Raw genomic sequence first — 26,762 nt, forward strand, 5'->3', positions numbered from 1 at the left:
GGATGGGATGCCCGGATCATGCGCCGCCGCATGGGCAGCGCCTATGACCGTCTCGCCGAAGGGAGTTGTCAGGCCAGCCAGTCATCCGCCAGGGGCGACCGACCGGGGAAAGGCTCAGCCTTTCTGGCGGATCTTCTCGACGATGGCGGTGGTGGAGCTGTTCTCCACCAGGCCGAGCACCCGTACCTCGCCGCCGTAGGCCTTGACGATCTGCGCGCCGACCACCTGCTCGACGCCGTAATCGCCGCCCTTGACCAGCACGTCCGGACGCACCTGCTCGAGCAGGCGCTCGGGAGTGTCTTCGGCGAAGCTCACCACCCAGTCCACCGCGCCGAGCCCGGCGAGTACCGCCATGCGCCGGTCCACCGAGTTGATCGGCCGGCCAACGCCCTTCAGGCGAGTGACCGAGGCGTCGTCGTTGACCCCGACGATCAGGCGGTCGCCCTGGGCGCGCGCCTGTTCGAGGTAGGTCACGTGGCCGGCGTGAAGGATGTCGAAGCAGCCATTGGTGAAGACGATCTTCTCGCCGTGGGCGCGGGCGTCTTCGATTGCCAGCAGCAATTGCTCCAGGCCCAGCACGCCACGCTCGGAACCCTGCTCGCGCTGCACCGCGCGACGCAGTTCGGGCGCGCTGATCGCCGCGGTACCCAGCTTGCCGACCACGATGCCGGCGGCCAGGTTGGCCAGGCCCACCGCGGACGGCAGCTCCTCGCCGGCGGCAAGCGCCGCGGCCAGGGTGGAGATGACCGTATCGCCGGCACCGGTGACGTCGAACACTTCCCGCGCCCGCGCCGGCAGGTGCAGGGCCGGCTGGCCATGGCGGAGCAGGGTCATGCCATGCTCGCCGCGGGTCACCAGCAAGGCACCGAGGTCGAGTTCGCTCATCAGCGCCTGGCCCTTGGCGACCAGTTCGGCTTCGTCGGCGCAACGGCCGACGATGGTCTCGAATTCGGACAGGTTCGGGGTGATCAGGCTGGCGCCGCGATAGATGGCGAAGTCCTTGCCCTTGGGATCGGCCAGTACCGGAATGTTGCGCGCCCGCGCCGCCTGAATCAGCACCTGGTGGTTCTGTAGCGCGCCCTTGCCGTAGTCGGACAGCACCAGCACCTTGACCTTGGCCAGCAGCGACTCGACGTCCACGGCCAGGGCCGCCGCGTCGGTGCGGAACGGTTCCTCGAAGTCGACCCGCAGCAGTTGCTGGTGGCGACTCATGACCCGCAGCTTGACGATGGTCGGCTGGCTATCGATGCGCTGGAAGCGCGCGTCCACTCCAGCGGCCTTGAGGCTGTTGGCCAGGCTGTCGGCGGCCTCGTCGCGGCCGGTGACGCCGACCAGCAAGGCCTGCGCGCCCAGCGCGGCGATGTTCAGCGCGACGTTGGCGGCGCCGCCGGGGCGGTCCTCGTGCTGTTCGACGCGGACCACCGGCACCGGGGCCTCCGGCGAAATGCGCGAAGTCGCGCCATGCCAGTAGCGGTCGAGCATCACATCACCGACCACCAACACCGGGGCCTGGTCGAAACGGGGCATGGACAACTTCATGGGAACTCCAAACAACCTCTCGGGGCAGACGCCCAGTTTATCAGCCGACAGGCGCCGGCGCCTGCTCATCCAGTCCCATCGCGTGCAGCCGCGCATAATGGCCGTTCTGCGCCAGCAGCTCGGCGTGGCTGCCGCGCTCGACGATCTGCCCCTGGTCCATCACCAGGATCAGGTCGGCCTTCTCGATGGTCGACAGGCGGTGGGCGATCACCAGGGTGGTGCGCCCCTTCATCACTTCGTCCAGCGCCGCCTGGATATGCCGCTCCGACTCGGTGTCCAGCGCCGAGGTCGCCTCGTCGAGGATCAGCAGGGGCGCGTCCTTGAGCAGCGCCCGGGCGATCGCCAGACGCTGGCGCTGGCCGCCGGAAAGCAGCACGCCATTCTCGCCGACCTCGGTGTCGAAGCCTTGCGGCAGGTTGTCGATGAACTCCTTGGCGTTGGCAGCCTTCGCCGCCCGCTCGATTTCCTCGCGCGGCGCGCCAGCCAGGTCGCCGTAGGCGATGTTGTTGGCCACGCTGTCGTTGAACAGCGTGACCTGCTGGGTCACCAGGGCGATGTGGCGGCGCAGGTTGCGCAGGCGATAATCCTCGACTTCAACGCCATCAAGGAGGATCTTGCCGTCATTGTGCTGGTAAAAGCGCGGAACCAGGTTGGCCAGGGTCGATTTGCCGCTACCGGAACGGCCGACCAGGGCGATCATCTGCCCGGGCTCGGCGATGAAACTGATGTCATCCAGCACCTGCTTGTCGGTTCCGGGATAACGGAAGCTCAGGTTGCGCACTTCCAGGCGCCCGCTGACCCGCTCCTTCTCGACGGTACCCTGGTCTTCCTCCGCCGCTTCGTCGAGCTGCTCGAAGATGCTCTCGGCGCCGGCGACGCCGCGCTGGACCGTGGAACTGACCTCGGAAAGCTGGCGGATCGGCTTGGGCAACAGGCCCGCCGCGGTGATATAGGCCACCAGATCGCCGGCCGAGGCGTCCCCGCGCAGCCACAGCACGAGGAACATCAGTATCGCCATGGCGACGTAGATCACCAATTGCAGCATCGGCGTGTAGACCGCGCCGGTCTTGGTCATCCGCAACTGCTTGTCGGTATTGCTCTGGCTGGCGTCGAGGAAGCGCTTCTCTTCATAGGCTTCGCCGCCGAAGCTGCGCACTACCCGGTAGCCCTGGATGGTTTCCGAGGCGACGTGGGTGACGTCGCCCATGGCCACCTGGATCTTCTTGCTCTGCTTGCGGAACTTGCGGCTGGCGGTAGTCACCATCACCGCGATGACCGGCAGGATCGCCAGCATCACCAGGGTCAGCTTCCAGTTCATCCACAGCAGGTAGAGGAACAGGAAGACCACGGTCAGGCCCTCACGGATCACCACCTTGATGGCATCCGTGGCCGCTCCGGTGACCATGGTCACGTTGAAGGTGATGCGCGAGATCAGGTGTCCGGAGCTGTGCGTGTCGAAATAGCGGTTCGGCAGCACCAGCAGCTTGTTGAACAGGGCGACCCGCAGGTCATGCACCAGCCCCAGGGAAACCTTGGCGAGGAAGAAGTTGCCGAGGAACGAGCCCAGCCCCTGCCAGGCAGCGATCAGGATGATCAGCAACGGCACCGCGTAGACCAGGTGCAGGTCGCGCAACCAGGGCCACTGCACATTCGGAAACAATGCCGCGTCAGGATTGGAGAGGCCGTCGACGAAATACTTGAGGATGCCCGCCAGCATCGGCTGGGTCGACGCGAAGATCAGGAAACCGACGATGCTGAGTAGGAACATTCCGATGTAGGGCTTCACGTAACCCAACAGGCGGAAATAGATCTTGAGACTGGAAGGTCCGGGATTCTGAGGACTATCGCTCATGGTTTCTTACATGCTGAAAAGGTCCCGGAGTGTAGCACAGGACCTCCATCACTCCGCCTGGAAGGCGTGTTGGGGTAAGATGGCGGGCCGTTCGTTCAGGAGCTCGCATGCGAGTCATAGACTACCCCTCCTACTTGCAGTTGCGTGACAACGCAGAAGTGCTGGAAGCCGATGGTCATGGGGACAAGGTTCTGCGTCTGCGCGACGGGTCCTTCCTCAAGCTGTTTCGCCGCAAGCGCCTGATTTCCTCCGCAGCCCTGTTCCCCTATGCGGAGCGCTTCGCCCGCAACGCCAGCGAACTGGCGCGGCGCGGCATCGTCTGCCCGAAGGTGCTGGACGTATTGCGGATCCCACATATCCAGCGCGACGCGGTGCACTACGAGCCGCTACCGGGGCAGACCCTCCGCCAACTCGACCGCAACGACCCGGAGTGCGGCGACGCAGTCCGGACGCAACTGGGCGAGCTGATCGCCGCGCTGCACGCCAAGGGGGTGTACTTCCGCTCGCTGCACCTGGGCAACGTGGTGCGCACGCCGGAAGGCCGGATGGGCCTGATCGACATCGCCGACCTGCGGGTCCAGCGCTCGGCGCTCAGCGCCGCCCAACGCATTCGCAATTTCAAGCACCTGCTGCGCTACGAACAGGATCGAACCTGGTTCCTCGACGACAGCGAGCACCTGGTGCTCAAGGCCTATCTCCGCAGCAGCCAGGTCCACTGGACACTCGAGCAGCTCCTCAAGCAACTGCAACTGGATTGAGCAAGGAATGTTCGCAGCTACCCGACTGACCCGTCTTCGCCACGATACCAGCCGCATCCTCAGCCACTGGATCCTGCCGCTGGGCTGGCTGGCCCTGCTCACCGGAATGTTCTGGGTCGGCGACCGCTCCGACTACCATCGCCTTTTCTATATCCTCCTGGCGGCACCGACGCTACTGTACGTGATACTGCAACCGCGTCTGCTTCGCCCGCTAACGGGCTCGCCGCTGTTCATCGCCTTCCTCGCCTTCAGCAGCTACATGATGCTGAGCCTGTCCTGGTCGGCCCCCGAGAACTCCACCGGCTCGCTGCTCAAGCGCCCCCTGTACATCGCTCTCCTGTTCTTCTGCGCCGCCATCCTGGCGCTCGAAGCCCCCCTCCGCCTCAAGACCGCGACCTGGCTGGCAGCCCTTGGCGCGGTGATCTCCGCGGCAGCCACCTTGCTGCAATACTACTGGGACGCCAACCCGCTGCGCCTTACCGGTTATGGCGCTCTCTATAACCCATTACTGAGTGCCCATGTCTATGGCGCCTTCACGGCATTCTGGCTGGCTTATTGGATGCAGTCGCGCCCTATCCTGGCCCCCTTGCCACTGATTTCCCTGGCGCTGCTCGGTGGCCTTCTCATCGCGACCGGTTCGCGTACTCCCCTGGTAGGGCTCACAGCAGCCCTTATGTGGCTGGTCCTGGCCGGAGACAGGAAAAAGGCCCTCATCGCCCTGGCACTCGCCCTGGCTGGAGCGCTACTGGGCTACATCCTGTACCCGGAAGTGATCACCCAGAGAGGGGCATCGTTCCGCCCGGAAATCTGGGCCGACGCCCTACGCCAGATCAGCGAGCATCCATGGCTCGGACACGGCTACGATCATCCGATGCGAATCGTCCTGAGCAACGGCATGCTGCTCGCCGACCCGCACAACATCGAACTGGGTGTGCTTTTCGCTGGAGGGATCATCGGGCTCCTGCTGTGGGTGGCGATCTACGCCCTGGCCTTCGCCTTCTCCTGGAAAAACCGGAAGTCTCCAGCCGTTCTGCTAGCCTCGACCTGGCTGGTGTTCGGCCTGGCAGCCGGACTCACGGAGGGCAACGCCTTCCTGCCCCGTCCCAAGGAACACTGGTTCCTGATCTGGATTCCCATGGCGCTGCTGTATGCGCTGTGGATCCAGCAAAGGTTCGCCGCCAGCAGGCGCGGTGAAGATACCGCCGCGCCTTGAGCGCGGCGGTATCAGCGGTCAGGAGAAGAACAGCCGCGCAATGCCGCGGAAGGTCTTCTCGTTCCAGTACTTCAGCGGCAAGCCGGAGAGCAGCTCCCGGGCCAGCACCTTGTCCCGGTTCGAGCACTTGAGGAACATCGAATTGCGGAAGCGCATGATCACCTGCTCGTAATCGGGGTGATCGCTGAACTGGCTGTACGTCTTGAATACGTTGTCCACCATGAAACGGGCGTTCTTGTACGTATTGGTGGGATGCTTGCGGTACTGGGCGAGGACCTCGCCAAGAATGTCAATGACGTAGCCAGCCTTGGTCACCGCCAGTTCGATGTAGACATCTTCCAGGCGTATGTCCGGATCGAAACCGCCGACCTTCTCCAGGGCTTCCCGCCGGAACATCAGGGTGGGCGCCATCGGGCCCGGCTTGCGGTCCAGGAACAGGTCATCGAAGTCGAGACGGCGGAAAGGCAGGTCGCGTTTGCGCTGCTCCTTACCCGGCATGACCCGGCCATTGGAGTCGATGATCTCGATATTGCCCGCGCAGATACCTACCTCGGGCTTGTCCCACATGTGTGCCACCTGTTTCTCCAGGCGTTGCGGCAACATGATGTCGTCCGAACCGAAAGGCACGATGAGATTTCCCCGGGCCCTGGCGATCGCCTCGTTGAGCGTTCTCGACAGTCCCTGGTTCTGCTGGACCCTGAGGTCGAAGCCGTACTTCGCCTGGAGCCCGCGCAAAAGCTCGACGCTGCCATCGCTGGAACCATCGTCCACCACCAGCAGTTCCACGTTGCGGTATGTCTGCGCTGCCACGCTGGCAATGCTCGCTTCTATGTACTTTTCGTGGTTATAGGAAGCGATGATCACGGAAACCAATGGCTGCGAACCATCATCGACGAGCGCCATAACTACAACCTTACCTGTCCTTCACGTCCCCATTCAAAGCGCCAGACATGCATGAGCGATCCTGCGATCTTCATCGGTCCTACACCTCCCCCCAGCCCGGAAAAACAAGCTGAACAATAGCAAACACGCCTGAAGCCCCAGCTCTTTTCGGCTGCTACTCTCAGGTAAAAATACGTCGCCAGGTCTTCTCCAGCCATCCGGGACGCTCCGGCTCGCGCAACGCGGGCCGCATGGCCTCGACGATACTCTGACCGACAGCGGCGAAGCTGAATCGTTCGATGGCCAGCGCCTGGCCGCTTCGCGCGATCCGCTCGGCGAGAGCCGTATCGAGGCGCAGGATCGCGAGCTTTTCCTGGATGTCCGCCACCGAGCGATACAGCACGATATTCTCCATGTCCCGGAAACCCAAGGCCTCGTTTTCCCGCTCGCCCTGGTCGTAGGCCAGCAGTACGCAACCGCAGGCCATCGCCTCGAAATTCTTGATCATGTATTCGCCCATGCCGACATCCGCGCTGACGAAGAAACGGATGCGGTTGAGCGTGCGCAGGTACTCCTCGCCGGACTTGGTCTTGGTCACCAGCAGGTTCTCCACTCCGCCCAACTCGTCGAGCAGCGCCTTGCGTCCACTGTAGGCCACGCTGCCGGTACTGCCGACGAAGCCCAGCTCGATATCGCGCGCCAGGCCCAGGTCATGCAACAGGGTCTGGTCGTAGCCCTTGGGCACGAATACCGCGTCGAATCCCTCCTGGCGCAGGCGTTCGCTGACCGTATGGCCCGAACTGATCACCCGTGCCCAGGGCAGGCGCCGATAATGGGAGCTGAACTTGCCGGTGTACTTGCAGGGAATGTAGTTCTGGTAGGCATCGTGCTCGAGGATCACCAGGTTGGGCACGCTGCGGATGAAGCGGACCTGGCGCATTTCCTTCTTGAAACGGAGGAAGAACAGGATGCGGTCGTAGCGCGAGACATCCACGTGCTTGCGGAAGTAGCCGCGCAGGTCGGCCTGCTCCTCGCTGCTCAGCCAGCGGGTATCGCACTCGCAATGGGCGGCGATGCCGTCGTACAGGCGATCCAGGATCGCGCGCTGCTCTTTCTGGACCAGAAACAGAACTTTCATCAGACCTTCATCCTCGCGGCTGCTCCGAAGCAGCATGGCGGCTCGAACCTTGCCGAACGCTCGACCCAAGCATCACGCCTCCCCATCCAGCGACTCCACCCAGAACAACTCGTGCCGACGCACCGCCTTGCGCATGAACTCGTCCTCGCCGTAAGCCGGCCAGCGACGCCCGGCGAGCCAGCCCTGCAGACGGCGGCGCAGACGGCGCTTGAACGGCGGCCTGGGTTGCAGGTCGTGCATCATGCCCAAGGCCATGGCCTTGTCCACCTGGCGCGTGCGCTCCAGCGCCAGCGTCCATGGCAGCAACGGCGAGCATTCTTCGGTCAGCGGTGGCAGGCTGACCCCCATGTGCGCATCGCCCATCGGCCAGCGATCGTTGTCGTGCAGGTGATTGGCATAGTGCAACAATGCCTGCGGCTGCCAGTCCAGGCCCTGGAGCGCCTCGCGCACAGCCGCCTGGGCGCGGACATGGTCCGGGTGCGGATCGAAATGCGGATGAGGCAGGACGATGACCTCGGGACGTGCCAGCAGGATCAGCTCGCGGAGATCGGCCAGCAGATTGTTCCAGGTCGACAGGCCGTCGGCATCGCTGGCCAGGCGCAGGCGGTTGAACTGGCGGAACGGACGGATATCGGCGAGATCGGCCTCACGGGACGGCACCACCTCGCCCGGGTTCGCCTGCATGGCAGGCAATTGCAGGCAGAAATAACCCAGTTGCACGCAGCGCTCGGCCGGCACCCCACCCCACGTCGGCACGGCCTGGCTATCCCAGGCGCGCAGGCGGCCCTTCAGGCGCGCCGCAGCTATTCCGTCGAGGCCCATGCGGCGGTAATGCTCGGTTTCGATCTCGCCGGCGGTCAGGGTCACGATCCAGGCCTCGCGAGCCTGGCTGTAGAGGCCGAAGGCGGCCAGCTCGGCGTCGTCGGCATGCGGAGCGATGACCATCACCCGCCGATCACGGTAGTCGGGATGGCGCGCACGCCACAGGGTCGGTTCGCCGACCAGCCGGCAATGCCGGCCGCGCAGGCGAATCCGGCCCTCGCCCAGCGGCCCGGCCAGTCCCGTCAGGTTCAGGTAGCGCAAGCCGTTCACCCCACGTTCGAAAGCCTGGGCATCGGCCTCCGCGCCACCTTCCAGCAGCACCGAGGGTTCGAGGAAGCGCCCCAGCCAGCCAGCGCGCACGCCGATGCCAAGCACCAGCGTATCGCCTTCGCGCAGCTCACCGTCGACTCGCAGACGGCCATCCGCCAGGCGTACCGGCAGCGACTCGACCCCTTCCGCGAAACGGTAGCGGTAGTCCTCGCCCGGCGAATAGAACAGGTGATCGGCGAACCAGGCTTCGTGGGCGACCCACAGGGCCACGAGGAGGATCGGCAACAACCAGGGGCTGACCAGCAGACCGACGGCCAGCAATGCCAGCAGCGCAACCAGTAGGCCGATCCGCTTGTTGCGTCGATGACGCTTGAGCAACTGCTGCTTGCGTGCGCTCATGCTTCAGACCTGGAAGACCGGAGAAGGATGGCACCAGCGATCCTTGTATTCGCGGTCGGCGCGACCGAACGAATAGCGCAGGGGTTTGCCCAGCGCCCGCGCATCCTCCCAGGCGGCCTGGGTGTTCAGGTAACTGAGCACGCTGCCAGGGCTGAACTCGCGGGTCTGCGGATCGACGCCGCCGTTGATGTACTCGACGCTGAGCCAGCCCGGCGCTTCGGCGCGATACAGTACCTGGACCGCGATGGGCTGGTCGTTGAGCAGCAGGACCGAGCCGCGCAGCAATTCGCGCAGCCGCTCGAAGACCTCGGCCATGCGCTCCGCGCCGGTGGCCGGGAAACCCCAGCGACGCTGGAACAGTTCAAGATAGATGGCGGCGAACTCGGCCGGGGCGAAGCTGTCTGCCTGGCGCACCTGGCCACCAGCCTCCTCCACCAGGCGCACTTCGCGCCGCTGGTTATAGCGGAACTTCTTGGAGAAATCCTCGGGGGCGCGAGCGAAAGCCAGTTGCTCGGTCTGAGGGCGCAGCGTGACGATGTTCCGCTCATGCAGCGCCGACAGGTAGCGTCCCGCATGGCGGAGGGCGATGCGGGCATCGTCGGCCACCGGCAGGATCAGTTCGGCGTTGCCCAGGTCGTACAGGCCCTTCTTGCCGCGCCGCTTGAGCACGTCCTTGGACAACGCCAGGTGGCGGCCCCAGGTCGGGATCGCCGCAACCAGTTCGCCAGCGCTCTCCCAACCCAGGTAACGCACCGGGATTCCGGCCATTTCGGCGAGTTGCTCGACCACCAGCGGGTGGGTCGCGACGCTGCCGCCGAAACGCTGCCAGGCCTGGGCGTAGGTCAGCGCATCCACTTCGCGCCAACCGCGTTCGCGGAAGGCGCGCAACCTGTTCAGCATGCAGACTCCGAAGCGAAGCCGGCAATCGTCGGCAGGCGCCAGAATTCGCGGCGCACCGCGGCGTCGGAGAAGCGTGTCTCCAGGCGCTCGAGCATGAGTCGCGCACAGGCCTCGCGCTGGCGGCGGTCGAGCGCCGCCAGGTGGGTCAGACCCTCGGCCAGGGCCGTCTCGTCGCCCAGCGGGAAGAGGATGCCGACCCCCTCCACCACTTCGCGGCCGCCGCCACAGGCGGTGGCGATCAGCGGTACGCCGGCGACCATGGCCTCCAGCAGGACCATGCCGAACGGCTCGTGGTCGGAACTCAGGGCGAAGGCGTCGAACGCCTTGAAGTAGCGCCGTGCCTCTTCGACCTGGCCGAGGAACAGCACGCGCTCGCCGATACCCAGTTCGCAGGCCAGGTCCTTGAGCTGCTCTTCCAGGCGGCCGCTGCCGAGGATCGCCAGCAGGCTGTTCTGCGGCAGGCGCGGCAGCGCGGCGGCAAAGCCGCGCAGCAGGGTAGCCTGGTCCTTGTCCGGATGCAGGCGGCCGACGTTGCCGACCACCCAGGCCTCGTCGGGCAGGCGCAGTTGCCGGCGCGCACTCAGGCGCTCGACCTGCTCGGCCTGCAGCGCAGCGACGTCGATGCGGTTGTAGAGCGTCTCGATCCGCTCCGCCGGCCACTTCGGCAGGCAACGGCGGATATCGTCGCGCACCGCGTCGGACACCGCCAGCAGGCTCAGGCGCTTGCTCATCAGGCCGGCGAAGACCTTGCGCGACAACCGCTGGTAATCGCCGAAGGCGTGGTGCACGCCAACGATCGGCAGACGAGTGGCCAGGCTGGCGATCCAGATCGGCTTGAAGCGGTGCGCGATGCAGAAGCGGAAGTCGCGCGAACGGGCGATCTCGCGCAAGTCGCGGATCGCCTTCAGCTTGAGGCCACGGATGTCCTTGGAGCCGTACTCGAGGAACAGTACCTCGTCGGAGGCGCAACGCGCCGCCACCTCAGGATCGGAACGCCCGGTGAGGAACACCGTAGTGACCTTGTACGGGGTTCCGGCGAACAGGCTGGCGTACTGACGGGCACAGTCGAGGAAAGGCCCGTCGTAGCCGTGACAGAACTGCAGGACGCGAGGTTCAGCCGACCGAGTCATACCAGTCCACGCCCTCCTTCACGACCAGGATGTCCTCCATGATCAGGTACTGCAGATCGGAGCCGAAGAACATGTTCAGGGCGTCGGTCGGCGAGCAGATCATCGGTTCGCCACGGCGATTGAGCGAAGTGTTCAGGGCCACGCCGTTGCCGGTGAGGTTCTCCAGTTCCTTCATCAGGTCGTAGTAGCGCGGGTTGTACTCGCGCTTCAGCACCTGGGCGCGGGAGGTACCGTCTTCGTGCACCACTTCCGGCACTCGCTCCTTCCACTCTTCGTTGACTTCGAAGGTGAAGGTCATGAACGGGGCCGGGTGGTCGATCTTGAACATCTGCGGGCCGACGGTATCCAGCATCGACGGGCAGAAGGGCCGCCAGCGCTCGCGGAACTTGATCTGCGCATTGATCCGGTCGGCCACGCCCGGCACGCTCGGGCAGCCGAGAATGGAGCGGCCACCGAGGGCACGCGGACCGAACTCCATGCGTCCCTGGAACCAGGCCACCGGGTTGCCGTCGGCAAGGATCCTGCCGATACGCCGGCTGCGGTTGTCGATCTTCTGCCACTGCGGCCTGGCCTCGTGACGGGCGCAGGCGGCGATGACGTCCTCGTTGGAATACTCCGGGCCGAGGTAGACGTGCTCCATCTTCTCCACCGGCACGCCGCGCTGGTGCGACACGTAGGCCGCCGCGCCGACCGCGGTGCCGGCGTCGCTGGCCGCCGGCTGGACGAACAGCTCCTTCACTTCGGGGCGCGAGATGATCTTCTGGTTGAGCTTGACGTTCAGCGCGCAGCCGCCGGCGAAAGCGACCTTGCCGGTCTCGCGGATGATATCGCCGAGGTAGTAGTCCATCATCTCCAGCGCGAGCTTCTCGAACAGCGCCTGGATGCTCGCGGCGTAATGGATGTAGGGATCGTCGGCGATGTCGCCTTCGCGCTTGGGCCCCAGCCACTCGATCAGCTTGGGCGAGAAGTAGTAGCCCTTGCCTTTCTCCTTGTAGCGGCGGAAGCCGATGACGTTGGCATAATCGGTGTTGATCACCAGTTCGCCGTTCTCGAACTTGGCGAGACGGGAGAAATCGTACTTGCTGGCGTCACCGTAGGGCGCCATGCCCATGACCTTGAACTCGCCGTCGAGCATGTCGAAGCCGAGGTACTCGGTGATCGCGCCGTACAGGCCGCCCAGCGAATCCGGATCGTAGAACTCCTTGATCTTGTGGATCCGACCGTTCTCGCCCCAGCCGAAGAAAGTGGTGGCGTATTCGCCCTTGCCGTCGATGCCGAGGATCGCGGTCTTTTCCTTGAACCCCGAGCAATGGTAGGCGCTGGAGGCATGGGCAAGGTGGTGCTCGACCGGCTGGATCTTGATTTTCTTCAGGTCGAAGCCGAGTTGCTGCAGGCACCACTCGATGCGCTTGTAGTAACGCTTGTAGCGGCGGTTGCCGAGCAGGATCGCATCCAGCGCGCGATCCGGCGCGTAGGCGTAGCGCTTGGCATAGTGCCAGCGGGCCTTTTCCATGATGCTGATGGGAGCGAAGGGAATCGCCACCACGTCGACATCGGCCGGCTCGATCCCTGCCTGCTCCAGGCAGAACTTCGCCGATTCGTAGGGCATGCGGTTCTTCGCGTGCTTGTCGCGCACGAAGCGCTCTTCCTCGACGGCCGCGACCAGCTTGCCGTCGATGTACAGGGCGGCGGACGGGTCATGGCTTACGGCGCCAGACAGGCCTAGGACGGTCAATGCCACGGTAGAACCTCTTCAAAGCAGCTCGCGGTTGCGGAGTGGGACCGACAACCGCGGCTTTCGTTTAACTCGTCGACCGCCGCAGGCGGTGGTCGTCGCTTGTCGTTCAAGCCCCGGCGGCGTCGCCGAGGCGGGGAATCCGTTGCTCCAGCAGCCGGTAGAGGCCGCTGTCCTGCGGCCAGTTGCGCAGGAAGCGCGCGCGGTCGCGGGCGTAGGCGCGGGCAAAGGACGCCTGGCTGTGATGCTTGCGCATCGCGTCCAGGTCGATCAGCGCCCATTCGCCGCCTTGTTCATGGGCCTGCCAGAACAGGTTGTGTCCCTTCAGGTCGCCGTGGCTGATGCGTTCGCGGATCAGCGTCGAAAACAGCCGATCCAGTGCCGCCAACTCGGCTTCCGGTGGCGAAACGGCGCCATCGGGCATGTCCAGGCAAGGCTTAAAACGAGCGATTATATCCTGACCGCCGAGATAATCGGTAATCAGGTAGGCGCGCCCGCGCAGCCAGCACCAGCGCCGCTCCAGCATCGCCAGCGGACGGGCGGTGGCGATGCCGAGGAATTCCAGGCGGTTGCCTTCGCGCCAGGAGGCCCAGGCCCGGCTCGGCCGCCAGAAGCGCTTCAGCCAATGGACCCAGCCCTTGATGTTGTAGCGTTTGATGATCAGCGTGCGGCCGTTCGCTTCGACCCGGGCGACGGTGGCCGCGCCGCCGTCCTTGTAGACGTGGCCGGCGGCGATCAGGCGGTCCGCGTCCGCCAGCAGCGGCGCCATCGTCTCGGCCTCGCTGCGGCGGGCGGCGAACAGGCGGAACGGACCGCGCACGACGCTGAACAGGCTACAGTCGCGACCGACCTTCCTCAGCAGGTCGCGTACCCGCCAGCGGCGAACCTTGGCGATTTCCTTCTGCAAGGCTTCCAGCGGCAGCGCATGTTCGCCGTTGGCCAGCAGGTAATGCACCAGCAACTCCTCCAGGAAAGGATCGAGGAGCGCCGGCAACTGGGCGAAGAACACCCCGAGGTTTTCCAGCACTTTCTGTCGCGACAGCGGCTGGCCGGGAGTTTCCGCACGCACGCCGCCACCGTCGATGAGATACAGGCGGCCGGCGTGGCGCAACAGGTTGTCCAGGTGCAGGTCGTCCTGCCAGAGGCCCTTTGCATGCAGCTCGCCAATGGCCGCCAGGGCTTCGCCGAGCACCGCTTGCTGGGCATCGCCCAGCGGCGCCTGAGCCTCCACCGCACGCCAGGCGTCACCGAGGCTCTGCGCCGCGTCGAGGTAGTCGAACAGCAGCCAGCCGCCCTCGCCCTCCTGCAGCCCGTCGGCCAGCAGCGCCGGGGTGGTCAGCCCCTGGGCCGCGAGCAGACGCGCCCCTTCCAGTTCGCGCTGGAAATGCCGTGCGGCCTTGCCGCCCACCAGCAGCTTGGCCAGCACCTTGCGCCCACGCCATTCGCCGGCACCGACGTAGCGCTGCCCGGGCAGCACCCGCAGCAGACTGTCCAGGCGCAATTCGGCAGCGCCAGCGCCATCCGCCAGGGTCACCCGCAATGGCAGTTGCGGGTGGCGCCCGGCGGCTTGCAGTTCGGCCAGTCTCATCGGCGCGACTCCTTGCGCCGACGGCGCTGGTCGAGAAGGCGATACCACTGCTCGACCTCGGCCGAGTCGAGGGGTTCGTCGACATAGGCGGAGATGAATTCGTGCACGTCCGCTTCGCTCCAGTCCGGGGCACGGCGCAGCATCGGCTCCAGGTCCTTGACCTGGTCGCGGCGGCCGAACCAGATCGGGCGGGTCTTCTCCAGGTCGATCAGGCAGGCCTCGAAGACACCATCGGCCCCCTCGCGGAGGAATACATGCTTGGGATAGAAGCAACCATGCATCTGTCCGGCCGCGTGCAGCTGGCGCGCCAGCCTGCCAACCGCCCGGAGAATCGCCCGGCGCCGCTCTTCGGCCAGGTCGTGCCAGGACGCCAGCCAGGTGTCCAGGTCCTGCCAACCGTCCAGGGCACGGGTCAGGAGGATCGCCTGGCGCTCTCCGCCGACCGCCTGCTGGGCGAAGAACGCCGCCTGCAGGGCGGGAATGCCCAGCGCCCGGTAGCGCTCGATGTTGCGGAACTCGCGGGCGAAGGTCGGCTCGCCCAGCGGATGGCGCAGGCTGCGGGTCAGGTGGTTGCTCTGGCGCTTCAGGTAGTAGGCGGAGTCGCCCAGGTCGAGACGGTAGACGCTGCTCCAGCCACCCCGTTCGGTATTCGGTTCGTCCACGGCATCCAGCTGCAAGGCCCACAGGGCGTCGAAGCTGTCCAGACGGTTGCGCTGGAGCAGGTCGTGGTCCTGCGCGGCGATGAAAACGCTCATTCGCGCCCCTCGAAGAAAGCCACTACCTGGCGAATACGCTTCTTGTCGGATTCGTTCAGGTGCCGGCGACGGCGATATTGCAGGTAGAAGCGCAGGCGCTGGGTGCGCGACAGGTGGTACTTGGCCACCTTGTCCAGGCAGGCCAGGTCCTTGGTGATCCGATAGCGCAGCATGAAGCTCCACCAGAACGCGCCGTTCGGGCAGTCGATGAAATACACCAGCGGCTGGTCGTCCACCAGCAGGTTGCGCCACTTCAGGTCGTTATGGGTGAAATGCTGGTCATGCATCAGGCGCGTAGCCTTGGCGATCTGCCGGCTGACGCCGTCCACCCAGCGCGGGTCCTTCAGGCGCGGATCCCGGTTGCAGGCGAGCACCGACAAGTCCTCGGTGCCCGGCAGCTCGCGGGTGATCATGGCGCCGCGCTGGAAGGCGCCGGCCTTGCGCTCCAGCCCCCAGGCGACCACTTCGGCGGTGGGAATGCCCCACTTCTCGAAGCGCTTGAGGTTCTGCCACTCGGCCTTGATCCGCGGTCGCGCCAGGTAGCGGCGCAGGCCCTTGCCGGCGCTGCGGTAGCGCTTGACGTAGTAACGCACGCCGTCGCGCTCGATGCGGATGACCTCGGACAACGGGTCGCGGGTCAGGCGCTCGCCCTCCAGGGCGAACACGCTATCGAGGCTACCGAAGTCGGCGGCCAGGTGACGGTAATCGGGTTCGAGGGTCCACCCCGCCATCAGAGCAGGTCTCCGTAACGCTGCTTGCGTTCGTAGAGTTTTTCCGCCTTGCGTTCCATCCAGGCCAGCAGGCCGGCCTCGTCGCGCAGTATCTCGCGCAACGGCCGGCGGAAATAGGTGCGCAGGAAGCGTAGCTTGTCGCGACGCGTCAGTCCGATGTCCAGCGCAGAGAAATACAATGCCGCCAGATCCTTGTTACGCCAGCGTTTCGGCGTGGCGTCGCGGGTCTGGGCACGGTGCAGGTCGATCACCGAGAGGCGGAAATCGTCCGCGCTCACCGGCTTGTCGGTGTGCAAGAGGAAATGACAGATGTAGCAGTCGCGATGGTTGACTCCGGCACGGTGCATGTCGCCGACCATCCGCGCCACCGCCTCGACCAGCGCGCGCTTGAGCCGCGGCGGTGGAGGACGTTCGCGCCAGTCCTGGGAGAACACCTCGAGGTCCACGGTCGGCGCCAGTTCCTCGGTGACGATGAAGGAATGCTGCCGCGCCGGATCGCTGCCGCGCTCGCCGTAGGCGACCGCGGTCATGGTCGCTACGCCGGCCTCGCGCAGGCGCCGGATGGCCTGCCACTCCTGGCGCGCGCCGAGCACCGGGAGCTTGGCGGTGAGCAGGTTCTTGGCGATCTCGCCCCAGCCGATGCCACGGTGGATCTTGACGAAGTAGCCACGCCCGTCGACCTCGGTGCGCAGGGTGCGGCGCCCTTCCAGTTCGCGGTAGACCTTGCCTTGCAGCGCCTCCACCGCCTCGAACGGGTCGCGCCCGTTCCACAGGCGCTTGAACGGCTCTTCCAGCACCAGCCTCATGAGGCCTCCCCGAGGATCAGGTCGGCGGCGCGCTGCGGCATGCTGTAGAGGTCGGCGTGATCGGCGTAGGCCAGGCCATTGCGCGACCAGGCGGCGCGCGCCGGAGCGTCCTCCAGCATTTCCGCGAGCAGGCGGTTGAGACTGTCCTGCTCGAAGGGACTCGGCAGCACCCGCCCGGCGTCGGCCTCGGCGATGTAGTGGGCATAGCCGCAGACATCGGTCACCAACACCGGCAGGCCGGAGACCAGCGCCTCCAGCAGCACCGTACCGGTGTTCTCGTTGTAGGCCGGGTGGATCAGCAGGTCGGCGCCGAGCAGGAAGCGCGGGATATCGCTGCGCCCCTTGAGGATCTGTACCTGGTCGTTGAGACCGAGGGCGGCGATCTGTAGCAGGAACGGCTTGGGATCGTCCTGGCCGATGGCGATCAGCCGGGTACGCCTGCGCAACGCCTTGGGCAGCGCGGACAGCGCCTTCAGGCTGCGATCCAGGCCCTTGGTCTTGAAGCCGGAACCGATCTGCACCAGCAGCAGGTCGTCCTCCTCCAGGCCGAACTCGCGGCGGAATTCCGCACGCACGTCCGCGGCGTTGGCCGGCGCCCGGCGATCCTGGCTGATCCCCGGCGGCAGCAGATGGAAACGCTCGGCCTGGGTGCCGTAGTGCTTGACGAAGAGCGGCTGCTGCACCTCGGAGATCATCAGGATCTCGGTCTTCGAGGCCGGGTCGAACACTGCCCGTTCGTAGCCGGCGAAGTGGCGGTAGCGGCCCCACTGGCGGTACAGCGGGTTGCGCAAGGTCTGGGCCTTTTCCTCGAAACAGGCGTCGGCGGCGTAGTAGACATCCAGTCCGGGCATCTTGTTGAAGCCGATCACCCGCTGCACCGGGCGCCTGTCCAGGTCGGCGCGGACCCACGCGGTGAACTTCTCGTTGCGCCGGTGGTTGAAGATCGAGCGCACCGGGGCCACCAGCACTTCGAAGCCGTCCGGCACGTCGCCCTCCCAGATCAGGGTATAGACGCGGATGTCGTGCCCGCGCCGCTGGCATTCCAGGGCGATGCGCATGAAGTCACGCTGCAGGCCGCCGAAGGGGAAGTATTTGTAGAGGATGAACGCCAGGGTCATCGGAGGGTCTCCGGGGCCAGCAGCATGGCCTCCAGCTGGGTGGCCACGCGCTGGGGATTCAGCCGGGTGAAGCACAGCGGCTGCTCACGCTTGAGATCGAACAGTTTGCGATCCTCTTCGGTCGGCTGGTAGGTACAAGTCTTCTTCAGGCACGGCGCACAGGGGAAGTCGCTGCCCAGGTGGACCTGGGAGCGCCCGTAGGCGCCGGTGAAGCCAGGATTGGTCGGGCCGAACAGCGACAGCGTCGGCACGTCCAGCGCCGCCGCCAGGTGACCGAGGCCGGTATCCACCGCCACGCAGGCGCGCGCGCCGGCAAGCACCTTGGCCATGCCGGCCAGGGATAATCTGGGGAGTACCGCGGCATTTTCCAACCCCGCCGCCAGGCGCCCGGCCCGCTCCCGCTCGGCGGCGCTGCCCCAGGGCAGGCGCACCGACCAGCCGCGCTCGCACATGCGCTCGGCCAGTTCGCGCCAGTAGGCTTCCGGCCAATGCTTGGTGTCCCAGGTAGTACCGTGCAGGAACACCAGGTACGGCGCGCCAGGGTCGGCGTCGGCCAACTGCTCGCGGTCCAGGCCATAGTCACCGACCGACTCGGGCAACGGGTAGTCCAGCGCCTGGGCGAACAACTGGCGCGTGCGCTCCACCGCATGCTGTCCCCAGGCGACCGGATAGGCACGGCGATAGAAGCGGCTGGCGAGCGGCTCGCGCGCCGAGTCGCGATCGAGACCGGCGACCGGCGTCTTGCCCACGTAGCGGGTCAGCCAGGCACTCTTCAGCAGCCCCTGGGCGTCGATCACCAGGTCATAGTCGACTTCCTTCAGGCGCTGCTTGAAGCGCCGCCATTCGCCGTTGCGCAGGGTCTGCCAGAGGTTCTTGCGCCAGCGCCGGATCGCCACCGGGATCACCCGCGCCACCGCCGGATGCCAGGCGGGAATCTCGGCGAAACCTTCCTCCACCACCCAGTCGAACTGGATGCCGGGAATCGCCCGGGCGGCGTCGGTAAGCGCCGGCAGGGTGTGGATCACGTCGCCGAGGGACGAGGTCTTGACCAGCAGTACCCTCATCCGGCGACCTCGGCAGGGTCGCCGACCAGCCGCTCCAGGGCTTGCAATACCAGGCCAGGCGGCAGCTCGCGGAGGCAATTGTAGTGGCCGAAGCGACAGGTGCGCTCGAAGCACGGGCTGCACTCGAGACCGAGGCGGACGATCTCCACCCGGTCCGCCAGCGGCGGGGTGAACTGCGGCGAGGTGGAGCCATAGACGCCCACCAGCGGGCGATCCAGCGCGGCCGCCACGTGCATCAGGCCGGAATCGTTGGACACCACCGCGCCAGCGCAGGACATCAGGTCGATGGCCTCGGCCAGCGAAGTCTCCCCGGCAAGATTGAAGGACTCCTCGCGCAACCCCGGAATCAGGCGCTGGCGAATCTCCTCTCCACCGGGATGGTCGTTCTTCGAGCCGAACAGCCAGACCTGCCAGCCGGCACGGATCTTCGCCTCGGCGACCGCGGCGTAGTGTTCCGCCGGCCAGCGCTTGGCCTCGCCGAACTCGGCGCCGGGACAGAGCGCCAGCACCGGGCGGTCCAGGCTCAGGGCGAACTTGTCGAGCGCCGCCTGGCGGCTGCCGTCGTCGATCCGCAGGCGCGGCTGCGGATAGGGCTTCGGCAACTCCACGCCCGGCTCGAAGGCCAGGGCCATGAAGCGTTCGATCATCAGCGGATAGCGCTGCTTGTCGAGCTTGCGGATGTCATTGAGCAGCCCGTAGCGCATCTCGCCGCGCCAGCCGGTGCGCTTCGGTATTCCGGCGAACCAGGGCACCAGCGCCGACTTCAGCGAGTTGGGCAGCAGGATCGCCTGCTCGTACTGACCGCGCAGGCCGCGTCCGATCCGGCGCCGTGTGGCGACGTCCATCACCCCGTGGCCGAGCGGGAAGCTCAGGGCCTGGCGCACCTCGGGCATGCGCTCGAGGATCGGTCGGCTCCACTCGGGCGCCAGCACGTCGATCACGCACTCGGGATGCCGCTGGCGCAGACACTGGAACAGGGTCTGCGCCATCACCATGTCCCCCACCCAGGAGGGACCTACGATCAGAATTCTCATTCAGGCTCCGGAAATGATCAGGGAGGCTTTCGCCTCCCTGTCACACCCTTCTTCGGTGCTTACTTGACCAGGGTACGCCACTCGGCGTGGGCCTCGGTCTTGCCGCTGACCAGGTCGAAATAGGCTTTCTGCAGCTTTTCGGTGACCGGGCCACGGCGGCCGGCGCCGATCTTGCGACCGTCCACTTCGCGGATCGGCGTGACTTCCGCGGCAGTGCCAGTGAAGAAGGCCTCGTCGGCGATGTACACCTCGTCGCGGGTGATGCGCTTCTCGACCAGTTTAAAACCGTGTTCGGCGGCCAGGGTCAGGATAGTGTTACGAGTGATGCCGTTCAGGCAGGCGGTGACTTCCGGGGTGTAGATCACGCCATCCTTGATGATGAAGATGTTCTCGCCGGAGCCTTCGGCCACGTAGCCTTCCGGATCGAGCATCATGGCCTCGTCGGCGCCGCCGGAGATCGCTTCCTGGAGGGCCAGCATCGAGTTGATGTAGGCGCCGTTGGACTTGGCGCGGGTCATCGAGATGTTGACGTGGTGGCGGGTGAAGGAACTGGTGCGCACCTTGATGCCTTGCTGCAGGGCTTCCTCGCCCATGTAGGCGCCCCAGCTCCAGGCGGCGATGATCACATGGACCTTCAGGCCGCTGGCGCGCAGGCCCATGCCTTCGCTTCCGTAGAACACCATCGGGCGGATATAGGCGCTTTCCAGGTTGTTCTCGCGCACGGCGGCGCGGGTCGCCTCGTTGATCTCGTCGCGGCTGTACGGGATCTGCATGTTCATGATGTGCGCGGAGTCGAACAGCCGGTCGGTATGCGCCTGCAGGCGGAAGATCGCCGTGCCCTGCGGGGTGTCGTAGGCGCGCACGCCCTCGAACACGCCCATTCCATAGTGCAGGGTATGGGTCAGCACGTGCGTGGTCGCGTCGCGCCACTGCACCAGTTCACCGTCATACCAGATCACGCCATCACGATCGGCCATCGACATAGTTGCCAGCTCCTTCAGATATTCGTTACGTACTTGCGTTACGTGCCTGAGTGGATCAGCCGAGCCGCAGCTCGCGCCAGATCCTGATCACTTCTCGCCGCTCCGTCTGGAAGTGCTCGCCGCTCACGACCCCGGCCTCCTTCTGTAGTGCCAGGCGGTGTGCGGCTGCGCGATAGGCCTTGTAGGCCTCCTGCAGGAGACGGACGTCCTCGCTGGCGATCAGGCCAGCCCGTTCCAGTCCTTCCAGAATGCGGATGTTATCGGTGAATTCGAGCAGCGCCGGGTGTTCTCCGGACCAAGCTAGAACCGCATATTGCACCATAAATTCGATATCGACGATACCACCGGCATCGTGCTTGAGATCGAAGGCTGCCGTGGCCTCGAAGGCATTCGAGGCGGTACCGGCGGCGGTCGCGCGGGTTCCCAGGTTGTCGCGCATCTTGGCGCGCATTTCGCTGACTTCGGTGCGCAACGCGTCGAGATCGCGCGGCCTCGCCAGCACCTCGGCACGTACCGCCTCGAAGCTCGCCTGCACCCGCCGGCAACCGGCCAGCACCCGGGCGCGGACCAACGCCTGGTGCTCCCAGGTCCAGGCCTCCTGCTCCTGGTAGCGCTGGAAGGCGCCCAGCGAACTCACCAGCAGGCCGGCCGCGCCGCTCGGACGCAGGCGCATGTCGACCTCGTAGAGGGTGCCGGATGGCGTCTGCGCGGTGAGGAAATGGATGATCTTCTGCCCCAGGCGGGTAAAGAACTGCGCGCCATCGATGGATTTGCCGCCATCGGTCTCGCACTGGGGGTCGCCGTCATGGATGAACACCAGGTCGAGGTCCGAGCCATGGCCGAACTCCAGCCCGCCGACCTTGCCGTAGCCGACGATGACGAAGTCCGGATCGCACGGCGTGCCGTCGGCGCGCAACGGCCGGCCGTGACGCTGCACCAACTGCCGCCAGGCCAGTTCGAGGACCTCGACGAGGATCGCCTCGGCCAGCCAGGTCAGGTAGTCGCTGACCTTCATCAACGGCAGCGTGCCGGCGATCTCCGAGGCCGCCACCCGCAGCCCGTGGGCCAGCTTGAAGTGACGAAGGGTCTCCATCTGCTGCTCGAGGTCGTCCTCGGGAATCCGCATCAGCCGTTCGCGCAGCTCGGCGGCCAGCTCGGCGGCCTGTGGAGGACGGAACAGGCGCCCCTCGTTGAGCAGCTCGTCGAGCAGGATCGGGAACCGCGCGATCTGCTCGGCAACCATCGGGCTGGCCGCGCAGAGGGTCAGCAGGCGCTCCAGCGCGCCGGGGTTCTCGGTCAGCAACACCAGGTAGGCGGAACGCCGCGCCACCGCTTCCACCAGCGGCAGGACCCGCTCCAGCACCAGGTCCGGCTGGGGGTTTTCCACGGTCATCGCCAGCAGGCGCGGAACGAAGGCATCCAGGCGCTCCCGGCCGAGACGCTGCATCGCTCGTACCTGGGGGCCGTGGCGCAGATCGCTGAGACGCTTCCAGGCCGCCTCGGCATCGACGAAACCAGCGTCGGCCAGTTGCCGGCTGGCCGACTCCTCGTCCAGCGCCTCCTCCCACAGCGGGATCCACTCGGCGCCGACGCTGCCGCAGGCCGCCTCGCCGCTTTCGTCCTCGTCCGGGTCGGCGATCACCTGGCGGAAGTGCCAGTCGATGCGCGCCCGCCAGTGGCTCAGGCGCTCGTGGAATGCGGCCCAACTGGCGAAACCCATGATGAAGGCCACGCGGATGCGGTCGTATTCGTCGCTGGGCAGCATTTGCGTCTGCCGGTCGGCCAGCGCCTGGATGGCATGCTCGGCGTAGCGCAGGAACTCGTAGCCGCCGCGCAGCTCCTCGACCACCGCCGGCGGCAGGTAGCCCTGCCCCTCCAGGGTCGCCAGCACCTTCAGCAGCGGCCGTTGCTGCAAGCTCAGGTCGCGCCCGCCATGGATCAACTGGAAGGCCTGGGCGATGAACTCCACCTCGCGGATACCGCCTTCGCCCAGCTTGATGTTTTCCGACATCCCCTTGCGCCGGACCTCCTGCTGGATCAGCTGCTTCATGGTGCGCAGCGCCTCGATGGCGGAAAAGTCCAGGTAGCGCCGATAGACGAACGGCCGCAGCATGCCGAGCAGTTGCTCGCCTGCCTGCTGGTCGCCGCCGACCACCCGCGCCTTGATCATCGCGTAGCGCTCCCAGTCGCGCCCCTGGTCCTGGTAGTACTGCTCCAGCGCGGCGAAGCTGTAGACCAGCGGTCCGCTGGAGCCGTAGGGACGCAGGCGCATGTCGACGCGGAAGACGAAGCCGTCGACGGTGATCGCATCCAGCGCCTTGATCAGCTTCTGCCCCAGGCGGGTGAAGAACTCCTGGTTGTCCAGCGAACGCTTCGCCCCCTCGGTCTCGCCGCCCTCCGGGTAACCGAAGATCAGGTCGATGTCCGACGACAGGTTGAGTTCCACCGCGCCCAGCTTGCCCATGCCGAGGACCACCATCCACTGCGGTTCGCCGGAGCGCCGGCCGATCGGCGTGCCGAACTGCTCGCACTGGCGCCGATGGAGCCACTCGCAAGCCAGGTCGATGCAGGCGTCGGCCAGGGCCGACAGGTCGCGACAGGTTTCCGCCAGCGCGGCGCGGCGGGTCAGGTCGCGCCAGATGATGCGCAGTTGCTGGCGTGTGCGGAAACGTCGCAGGCGCCGACCGAGCTCGTCCTCGTCGGCGCAATCCTCCAGCCGCGCCTGCAACTGACTGCGCAGTTCGCCGGGCGCCTGGGGGTTCTCCAGCTCGCCGCGTTCGGCCAGTTCCAGCAGCATCGCCGGGTCGCGCACTGCCTGCTCGGCGACGAAATCGCTGGCCGCGGCGACCCGTCGGAAATCCTCCAGGCGCTCCTCGGGCCAGGCCTCCAGGCGGGCCAGGGCGGCGGCATCGAGGGCGGCGACAGCGGAGCGGAGGGCAGTCCCGGCGCGTTCGGCGGCGGGCAGCAGGGTGGCCGGCAGATTCGCCAGCGAAGGCAGGCTCATGGTCTATCCTGTTTGGGCTTCCGACCGAAGACCACAGGCTCGACGCACAACGTCGAAAAGGCTCTACATCGGGCCTTATAGCCTGACAGCGACAATCGAAATGTAGTTTTACTACTAAAAATTGTATCCAGAGGGCTGTTTCTCAGACTGATCTGTAGTAAAACTACAAGTCGCCGGGTACACCCCCGGAGAACATCCAAGAATTAGCTGCGGTCGCCCACGAGGCCGGCCGCTCACCTATGGCATCCGATTCTGGAAGCCTTTCCGCCCTGGAGCAAGCCATGCAAGACCTCGATCCCGTCGAAACCCAGGAATGGCTGGACGCCCTGGAGTCCGTACTCGACCGCGAAGGTGAAGACCGCGCTCATTACCTGATGACCCGCATGGGCGAGCTGGCCAGCCGTAGCGGCACCCAACTGCCCTACGCGATCACCACGCCCTATCGCAACACCATTCCGGTAACCCACGAAGCACGCATGCCCGGCGACCTGTTCATGGAGCGCCGGATCCGCTCCCTGGTGCGCTGGAACGCCCTGGCGATGGTGATGCGGGCGAACAAGCACGACCCGGACCTGGGCGGCCACATCTCCACCTTCGCCTCCTCGGCGACCCTCTACGACATCGGCTTCAACTATTTCTTCCAGGCTCCCACCGACGAACACGGCGGCGACCTGGTGTTCTTCCAGGGCCACGCGTCCCCCGGCGTCTACGCCCGGGCCTTCCTCGAAGGCCGCATCAGCGAGGAACAACTGGAGAACTTCCGCCAGGAAGTGGACGGCAACGGCCTGTCCTCCTATCCGCACCCCTGGCTGATGCCAGACTTCTGGCAGTTCCCCACCGTATCCATGGGCCTTGGCCCGATCCAGGCGATCTACCAGGCACGTTTCATGAAGTACCTGGAAAGCCGCGGCTTCATCCCCGCCGGCAAGCAGAAGGTCTGGTGCTTCATGGGCGACGGCGAGTGCGACGAGCCGGAATCCCTCGGCGCGATCTCCCTGGCCGGCCGCGAGAAACTCGACAACCTGATCTTCGTCATCAACTGCAACCTGCAGCGCCTCGACGGCCCGGTCCGCGGCAACGCCAAGATCATCCAGGAGCTGGAAGGCGTGTTCCGCGGCGCCGAGTGGAACGTCAACAAGGTCATCTGGGGTCGCTTCTGGGACCCGCTGTTCGCCAAGGACACCGCCGGCCTGCTGCAACAGCGCATGGACGAGGTCATCGACGGCGAATACCAGAACTACAAGGCGAAAGACGGCGCCTACGTGCGCGAGCACTTCTTCGGCGCGCGTCCGGAACTGCTGGAAATGGTCAAGGACCTTTCCGACGAGGAAATCTGGAAGCTCAACCGCGGCGGCCACGACCCCTACAAGGTCTATGCGGCCTACCACCAGGCGGTCAACCACAAGGGCCAGCCGACCGTCATCCTGGCCAAGACCATCAAGGGCTACGGCACCGGCAGCGGCGAAGCGAAGAACATCGCGCACAACGTGAAGAAGGTCGACGTCGACAGCCTGCGCGCGTTCCGCGACAAGTTCGACATCCCGGTCAAGGACGCCGACCTGGAGAAGCTGCCGTTCTACAAGCCTGAAGAAGGCAGCGCCGAGGCCAAGTACCTGGCCGAGCGCCGCGCCGCGCTGGGCGGCTTCATGCCGGTGCGCCGGCAGAAGAGCATGAGCGTGCCGGTTCCGCCGCTGGAAACCCTGAAGGCCATGCTCGACGGCTCCGGCGATCGCGAGATCTCCACCACCATGGCCTTCGTGCGGATCATCTCGCAGTTGGTCAAGGACAAGGAACTCGGCCCGCGCATCGTCCCGATCGTCCCGGACGAGGCCCGTACCTTCGGCATGGAAGGCATGTTCCGCCAGCTCGGCATCTATTCCTCGGTCGGCCAGCTCTACGAGCCGGTGGACAAGGACCAGGTGATGTTCTACCGCGAGGACAAGAAGGGCCAGATCCTCGAGGAAGGCATCAACGAGGCCGGCGCCATGTCCAGCTGGATTGCCGCCGGTACCTCCTACAGCACCCACAACCAGCCGATGCTGCCGTTCTACATCTTCTATTCGATGTTCGGCTTCCAGCGCATCGGCGACCTGGCCTGGGCCGCCGGCGACAGCCGCGCGCACGGCTTCCTGATCGGCGGCACCGCCGGTCGCACCACGCTGAACGGCGAAGGCCTGCAGCACGAGGACGGCCACAGCCACCTGCTGGCCTCGACCATCCCGAACTGCCGCACCTACGATCCGACCTACGCCTACGAACTGGCGGTGATCATCCGCGAAGGCTCGCGGCAGATGATCGAAGAGCAGCAGGACATCTTCTACTACATCACCGTGATGAACGAGAACTACGTCCAGCCGGCCATGCCGAAGGGCGCAGAGGAAGGCATCATCAAGGGCATGTACCTCCTCGAGGAGGACAAGAAGGAAGCCGCTCACCACGTGCAACTGCTGGGCTCCGGCACCATCCTGCGCGAAGTCGAGGAAGCGGCCAAGCTGCTGCGCAACGACTTCGGCATCGGCGCCGACGTCTGGAGCGTGCCGAGCTTCAACGAGCTGCGTCGCGACGGCCTTGCCGTCGAGCGCTGGAACCGCCTGCATCCGGGCCAGAAGCCGAAGCAGAGCTACGTCGAGGAGTGCCTGGGCGGCCGTCGCGGCCCGGTGATCGCCTCCACCGACTACATGAAGCTCTACGCCGAGCAGATCCGCCAGTGGGTTCCCTCCAAGGAGTACAAGGTGCTCGGCACCGACGGCTTCGGCCGCAGCGACAGCCGCAAGAAGCTGCGCAACTTCTTCGAAGTGGATCGTCACTGGGTGGTGCTGGCCGCGCTCGAAGCGCTGGCCGATCGCGGCGATATCGAGCCGAAAGTGGTGGCCGAGGCCATCGCCAAGTACGGTATCGATCCGGAGAAGCGCAACCCGCTGGATTGCTAATTCGCTCCATACTCCCCTCGGCAGCGAGGGGTTTCGAGCACGCCGGCGCCGCCAACGGGCGGCGCCGGCTCACAACGAACCAAGGACCAAAAGTCTTTGTTTTGCGCGCCG

Annotated in this window: 20 protein-coding genes; 3 read left to right on the forward strand and 17 right to left on the reverse strand. The window is 65.8% G+C overall.

Annotation, left to right across the window (positions count from 1 at the left end; genetic code table 11):
- Positions 1 to 114: 114 nt before the first annotated feature.
- Positions 115 to 1,539, reverse strand: coding sequence for a bifunctional D-glycero-beta-D-manno-heptose-7-phosphate kinase/D-glycero-beta-D-manno-heptose 1-phosphate adenylyltransferase HldE (hldE, locus tag ACM0M4_RS28010; RefSeq protein ID WP_003095747.1), 1,425 nt, complete (start codon positions 1,537 to 1,539; stop codon positions 115 to 117).
- A gap of 40 nt (positions 1,540 to 1,579) precedes the next feature.
- Positions 1,580 to 3,391, reverse strand: coding sequence for a lipid A export permease/ATP-binding protein MsbA (msbA, locus tag ACM0M4_RS28015; RefSeq protein WP_003114544.1), 1,812 nt, complete (start codon positions 3,389 to 3,391; stop codon positions 1,580 to 1,582).
- 107 nt (positions 3,392 to 3,498) lie between these two features.
- On the opposite strand from msbA, the gene ACM0M4_RS28020 reads away from it, so the two are divergent.
- Together ACM0M4_RS28020 and waaL are read left to right on the forward strand one after the other, a co-directional pair.
- Entirely contained in the window at positions 3,499 to 4,149 is a 651-nt protein-coding gene (locus ACM0M4_RS28020; protein ID WP_003114545.1) for a hypothetical protein, read from the forward strand.
- Positions 4,150 to 4,156: 7 nt separating this feature from the next.
- Positions 4,157 to 5,362, forward strand: coding sequence for an O-antigen ligase WaaL (waaL, locus tag ACM0M4_RS28025; RefSeq protein ID WP_003135658.1), 1,206 nt, complete (start codon positions 4,157 to 4,159; stop codon positions 5,360 to 5,362).
- Between the two features lie 18 nt (positions 5,363 to 5,380).
- Here the strand turns inward: waaL and wapR are convergent, their stop codons facing one another.
- From wapR to glnE, 15 genes are all read right to left on the reverse strand, one after another.
- Positions 5,381 to 6,265 carry an alpha-1,3-rhamnosyltransferase gene (wapR, locus tag ACM0M4_RS28030; RefSeq protein WP_003116152.1) on the reverse strand — a complete coding sequence of 295 codons (885 nt, stop codon included), beginning with the start codon at positions 6,263 to 6,265 and terminating at the stop codon, positions 5,381 to 5,383.
- 160 nt (positions 6,266 to 6,425) lie between these two features.
- Positions 6,426 to 7,382: a glycosyltransferase gene (locus ACM0M4_RS28035; RefSeq protein WP_054376190.1), complete on the reverse strand. Its 957-nt coding sequence runs from the start codon at positions 7,380 to 7,382 to the stop codon at positions 6,426 to 6,428.
- A gap of 72 nt (positions 7,383 to 7,454) precedes the next feature.
- Positions 7,455 to 8,873, reverse strand: a complete 1,419-nt coding sequence (locus ACM0M4_RS28040; RefSeq protein ID WP_054376160.1) for a PIG-L deacetylase family protein — start codon at positions 8,871 to 8,873, stop codon at positions 7,455 to 7,457.
- Positions 8,874 to 8,876: 3 nt separating this feature from the next.
- Positions 8,877 to 9,773 (reverse strand): antimicrobial resistance protein Mig-14, encoded by an 897-nt coding sequence (locus ACM0M4_RS28045; RefSeq protein ID WP_003158384.1) that lies wholly within the window; start codon positions 9,771 to 9,773, stop codon positions 8,877 to 8,879.
- Positions 9,767 to 10,903, reverse strand: coding sequence for a glycosyltransferase (locus tag ACM0M4_RS28050; protein WP_054376161.1), 1,137 nt, complete (start codon positions 10,901 to 10,903; stop codon positions 9,767 to 9,769). The genes ACM0M4_RS28045 and ACM0M4_RS28050 overlap by 7 nt, the downstream gene beginning before the upstream one ends.
- Positions 10,887 to 12,644 (reverse strand): carbamoyltransferase family protein, encoded by a 1,758-nt coding sequence (locus ACM0M4_RS28055; RefSeq protein WP_003095766.1) that lies wholly within the window; start codon positions 12,642 to 12,644, stop codon positions 10,887 to 10,889. Before ACM0M4_RS28055 ends, ACM0M4_RS28050 begins: the two co-directional genes overlap by 17 nt.
- A 103-nt stretch (positions 12,645 to 12,747) precedes the next feature.
- Positions 12,748 to 14,226 (reverse strand): lipopolysaccharide kinase InaA family protein, encoded by a 1,479-nt coding sequence (locus ACM0M4_RS28060; RefSeq protein WP_003116149.1) that lies wholly within the window; start codon positions 14,224 to 14,226, stop codon positions 12,748 to 12,750.
- Positions 14,223 to 14,981 (reverse strand): lipopolysaccharide kinase InaA family protein, encoded by a 759-nt coding sequence (locus ACM0M4_RS28065; RefSeq protein WP_003095770.1) that lies wholly within the window; start codon positions 14,979 to 14,981, stop codon positions 14,223 to 14,225. The genes ACM0M4_RS28060 and ACM0M4_RS28065 overlap by 4 nt, the downstream gene beginning before the upstream one ends.
- Complete coding sequence (locus ACM0M4_RS28070) at positions 14,978 to 15,712, reverse strand: lipopolysaccharide kinase InaA family protein (RefSeq protein WP_003095773.1); 735 nt, start codon at positions 15,710 to 15,712, stop codon at positions 14,978 to 14,980. The genes ACM0M4_RS28065 and ACM0M4_RS28070 overlap by 4 nt, the downstream gene beginning before the upstream one ends.
- Positions 15,712 to 16,518, reverse strand: coding sequence for a lipopolysaccharide core heptose(I) kinase RfaP (gene rfaP / locus ACM0M4_RS28075; protein WP_054376162.1), 807 nt, complete (start codon positions 16,516 to 16,518; stop codon positions 15,712 to 15,714). Before rfaP ends, ACM0M4_RS28070 begins: the two co-directional genes overlap by 1 nt.
- A complete protein-coding gene (locus ACM0M4_RS28080) occupies positions 16,515 to 17,636 on the reverse strand; it encodes a glycosyltransferase family 4 protein (RefSeq protein WP_003114554.1) in 1,122 nt (373 codons plus the stop codon). Before ACM0M4_RS28080 ends, rfaP begins: the two co-directional genes overlap by 4 nt.
- The gene (gene waaC, locus ACM0M4_RS28085) at positions 17,633 to 18,700 is read right to left on the reverse strand and encodes a lipopolysaccharide heptosyltransferase I (RefSeq protein ID WP_003116147.1); all 1,068 of its coding nucleotides are present in this window, start codon (positions 18,698 to 18,700) and stop codon (positions 17,633 to 17,635) included. The genes ACM0M4_RS28080 and waaC overlap by 4 nt, the downstream gene beginning before the upstream one ends.
- Positions 18,697 to 19,734 (reverse strand): lipopolysaccharide heptosyltransferase II, encoded by a 1,038-nt coding sequence (gene waaF / locus ACM0M4_RS28090; protein ID WP_003109905.1) that lies wholly within the window; start codon positions 19,732 to 19,734, stop codon positions 18,697 to 18,699. Before waaF ends, waaC begins: the two co-directional genes overlap by 4 nt.
- Before the next feature lie 59 nt (positions 19,735 to 19,793).
- Complete coding sequence (gene ilvE, locus ACM0M4_RS28095; protein WP_003095783.1) at positions 19,794 to 20,717, reverse strand: branched-chain-amino-acid transaminase; 924 nt, start codon at positions 20,715 to 20,717, stop codon at positions 19,794 to 19,796.
- Positions 20,718 to 20,772: 55 nt separating this feature from the next.
- Positions 20,773 to 23,721: a bifunctional [glutamate--ammonia ligase]-adenylyl-L-tyrosine phosphorylase/[glutamate--ammonia-ligase] adenylyltransferase gene (gene glnE, locus ACM0M4_RS28100; RefSeq protein ID WP_054379935.1), complete on the reverse strand. Its 2,949-nt coding sequence runs from the start codon at positions 23,719 to 23,721 to the stop codon at positions 20,773 to 20,775.
- Positions 23,722 to 24,002: 281 nt separating this feature from the next.
- Here glnE and aceE point away from each other — a divergent pair, with 281 nt between their 5' ends.
- The gene (aceE, locus tag ACM0M4_RS28105) at positions 24,003 to 26,651 is read left to right on the forward strand and encodes a pyruvate dehydrogenase (acetyl-transferring), homodimeric type (RefSeq protein ID WP_003114556.1); all 2,649 of its coding nucleotides are present in this window, start codon (positions 24,003 to 24,005) and stop codon (positions 26,649 to 26,651) included.
- Positions 26,652 to 26,762: the final 111 nt, after the last annotated feature.

It is taken from the genome of Pseudomonas sp. 18-147, assembly GCF_051048045.1.
In the GTDB taxonomy this organism is placed as follows: Bacteria; Pseudomonadota; Gammaproteobacteria; order Pseudomonadales; family Pseudomonadaceae; genus Pseudomonas; species Pseudomonas aeruginosa.

What these genes read in the sequence shown, in the direction of transcription:
- aceE (WP_003114556.1), top strand. Translation starts at nt 24,003, where the DNA reads ATGCAAGACCTCGATCCCGTCGAAACCCAGGAATGGCTGGACGCCCTG.
- waaC (WP_003116147.1), bottom strand. Translation starts at nt 18,700, where the DNA reads ATGAGGGTACTGCTGGTCAAGACCTCGTCCCTCGGCGACGTGATCCAC.
- waaL (WP_003135658.1), top strand. Translation starts at nt 4,157, where the DNA reads ATGTTCGCAGCTACCCGACTGACCCGTCTTCGCCACGATACCAGCCGC.
- hldE (WP_003095747.1), bottom strand. Translation starts at nt 1,539, where the DNA reads ATGAAGTTGTCCATGCCCCGTTTCGACCAGGCCCCGGTGTTGGTGGTC.
- ACM0M4_RS28080 (WP_003114554.1), bottom strand. Translation starts at nt 17,636, where the DNA reads ATGACCCTGGCGTTCATCCTCTACAAATACTTCCCCTTCGGCGGCCTG.
- ACM0M4_RS28035 (WP_054376190.1), bottom strand. Translation starts at nt 7,382, where the DNA reads ATGAAAGTTCTGTTTCTGGTCCAGAAAGAGCAGCGCGCGATCCTGGAT.
- ACM0M4_RS28040 (WP_054376160.1), bottom strand. Translation starts at nt 8,873, where the DNA reads ATGAGCGCACGCAAGCAGCAGTTGCTCAAGCGTCATCGACGCAACAAG.
- msbA (WP_003114544.1), bottom strand. Translation starts at nt 3,391, where the DNA reads ATGAGCGATAGTCCTCAGAATCCCGGACCTTCCAGTCTCAAGATCTAT.
- waaF (WP_003109905.1), bottom strand. Translation starts at nt 19,734, where the DNA reads ATGAGAATTCTGATCGTAGGTCCCTCCTGGGTGGGGGACATGGTGATG.
- ilvE (WP_003095783.1), bottom strand. Translation starts at nt 20,717, where the DNA reads ATGTCGATGGCCGATCGTGATGGCGTGATCTGGTATGACGGTGAACTG.
- ACM0M4_RS28070 (WP_003095773.1), bottom strand. Translation starts at nt 15,712, where the DNA reads ATGGCGGGGTGGACCCTCGAACCCGATTACCGTCACCTGGCCGCCGAC.
- wapR (WP_003116152.1), bottom strand. Translation starts at nt 6,265, where the DNA reads ATGGCGCTCGTCGATGATGGTTCGCAGCCATTGGTTTCCGTGATCATC.
- glnE (WP_054379935.1), bottom strand. Translation starts at nt 23,721, where the DNA reads ATGAGCCTGCCTTCGCTGGCGAATCTGCCGGCCACCCTGCTGCCCGCC.
- ACM0M4_RS28065 (WP_003095770.1), bottom strand. Translation starts at nt 14,981, where the DNA reads ATGAGCGTTTTCATCGCCGCGCAGGACCACGACCTGCTCCAGCGCAAC.
- ACM0M4_RS28020 (WP_003114545.1), top strand. Translation starts at nt 3,499, where the DNA reads ATGCGAGTCATAGACTACCCCTCCTACTTGCAGTTGCGTGACAACGCA.
- rfaP (WP_054376162.1), bottom strand. Translation starts at nt 16,518, where the DNA reads ATGAGGCTGGTGCTGGAAGAGCCGTTCAAGCGCCTGTGGAACGGGCGC.
- ACM0M4_RS28045 (WP_003158384.1), bottom strand. Translation starts at nt 9,773, where the DNA reads ATGCTGAACAGGTTGCGCGCCTTCCGCGAACGCGGTTGGCGCGAAGTG.
- ACM0M4_RS28050 (WP_054376161.1), bottom strand. Translation starts at nt 10,903, where the DNA reads ATGACTCGGTCGGCTGAACCTCGCGTCCTGCAGTTCTGTCACGGCTAC.
- ACM0M4_RS28060 (WP_003116149.1), bottom strand. Translation starts at nt 14,226, where the DNA reads ATGAGACTGGCCGAACTGCAAGCCGCCGGGCGCCACCCGCAACTGCCA.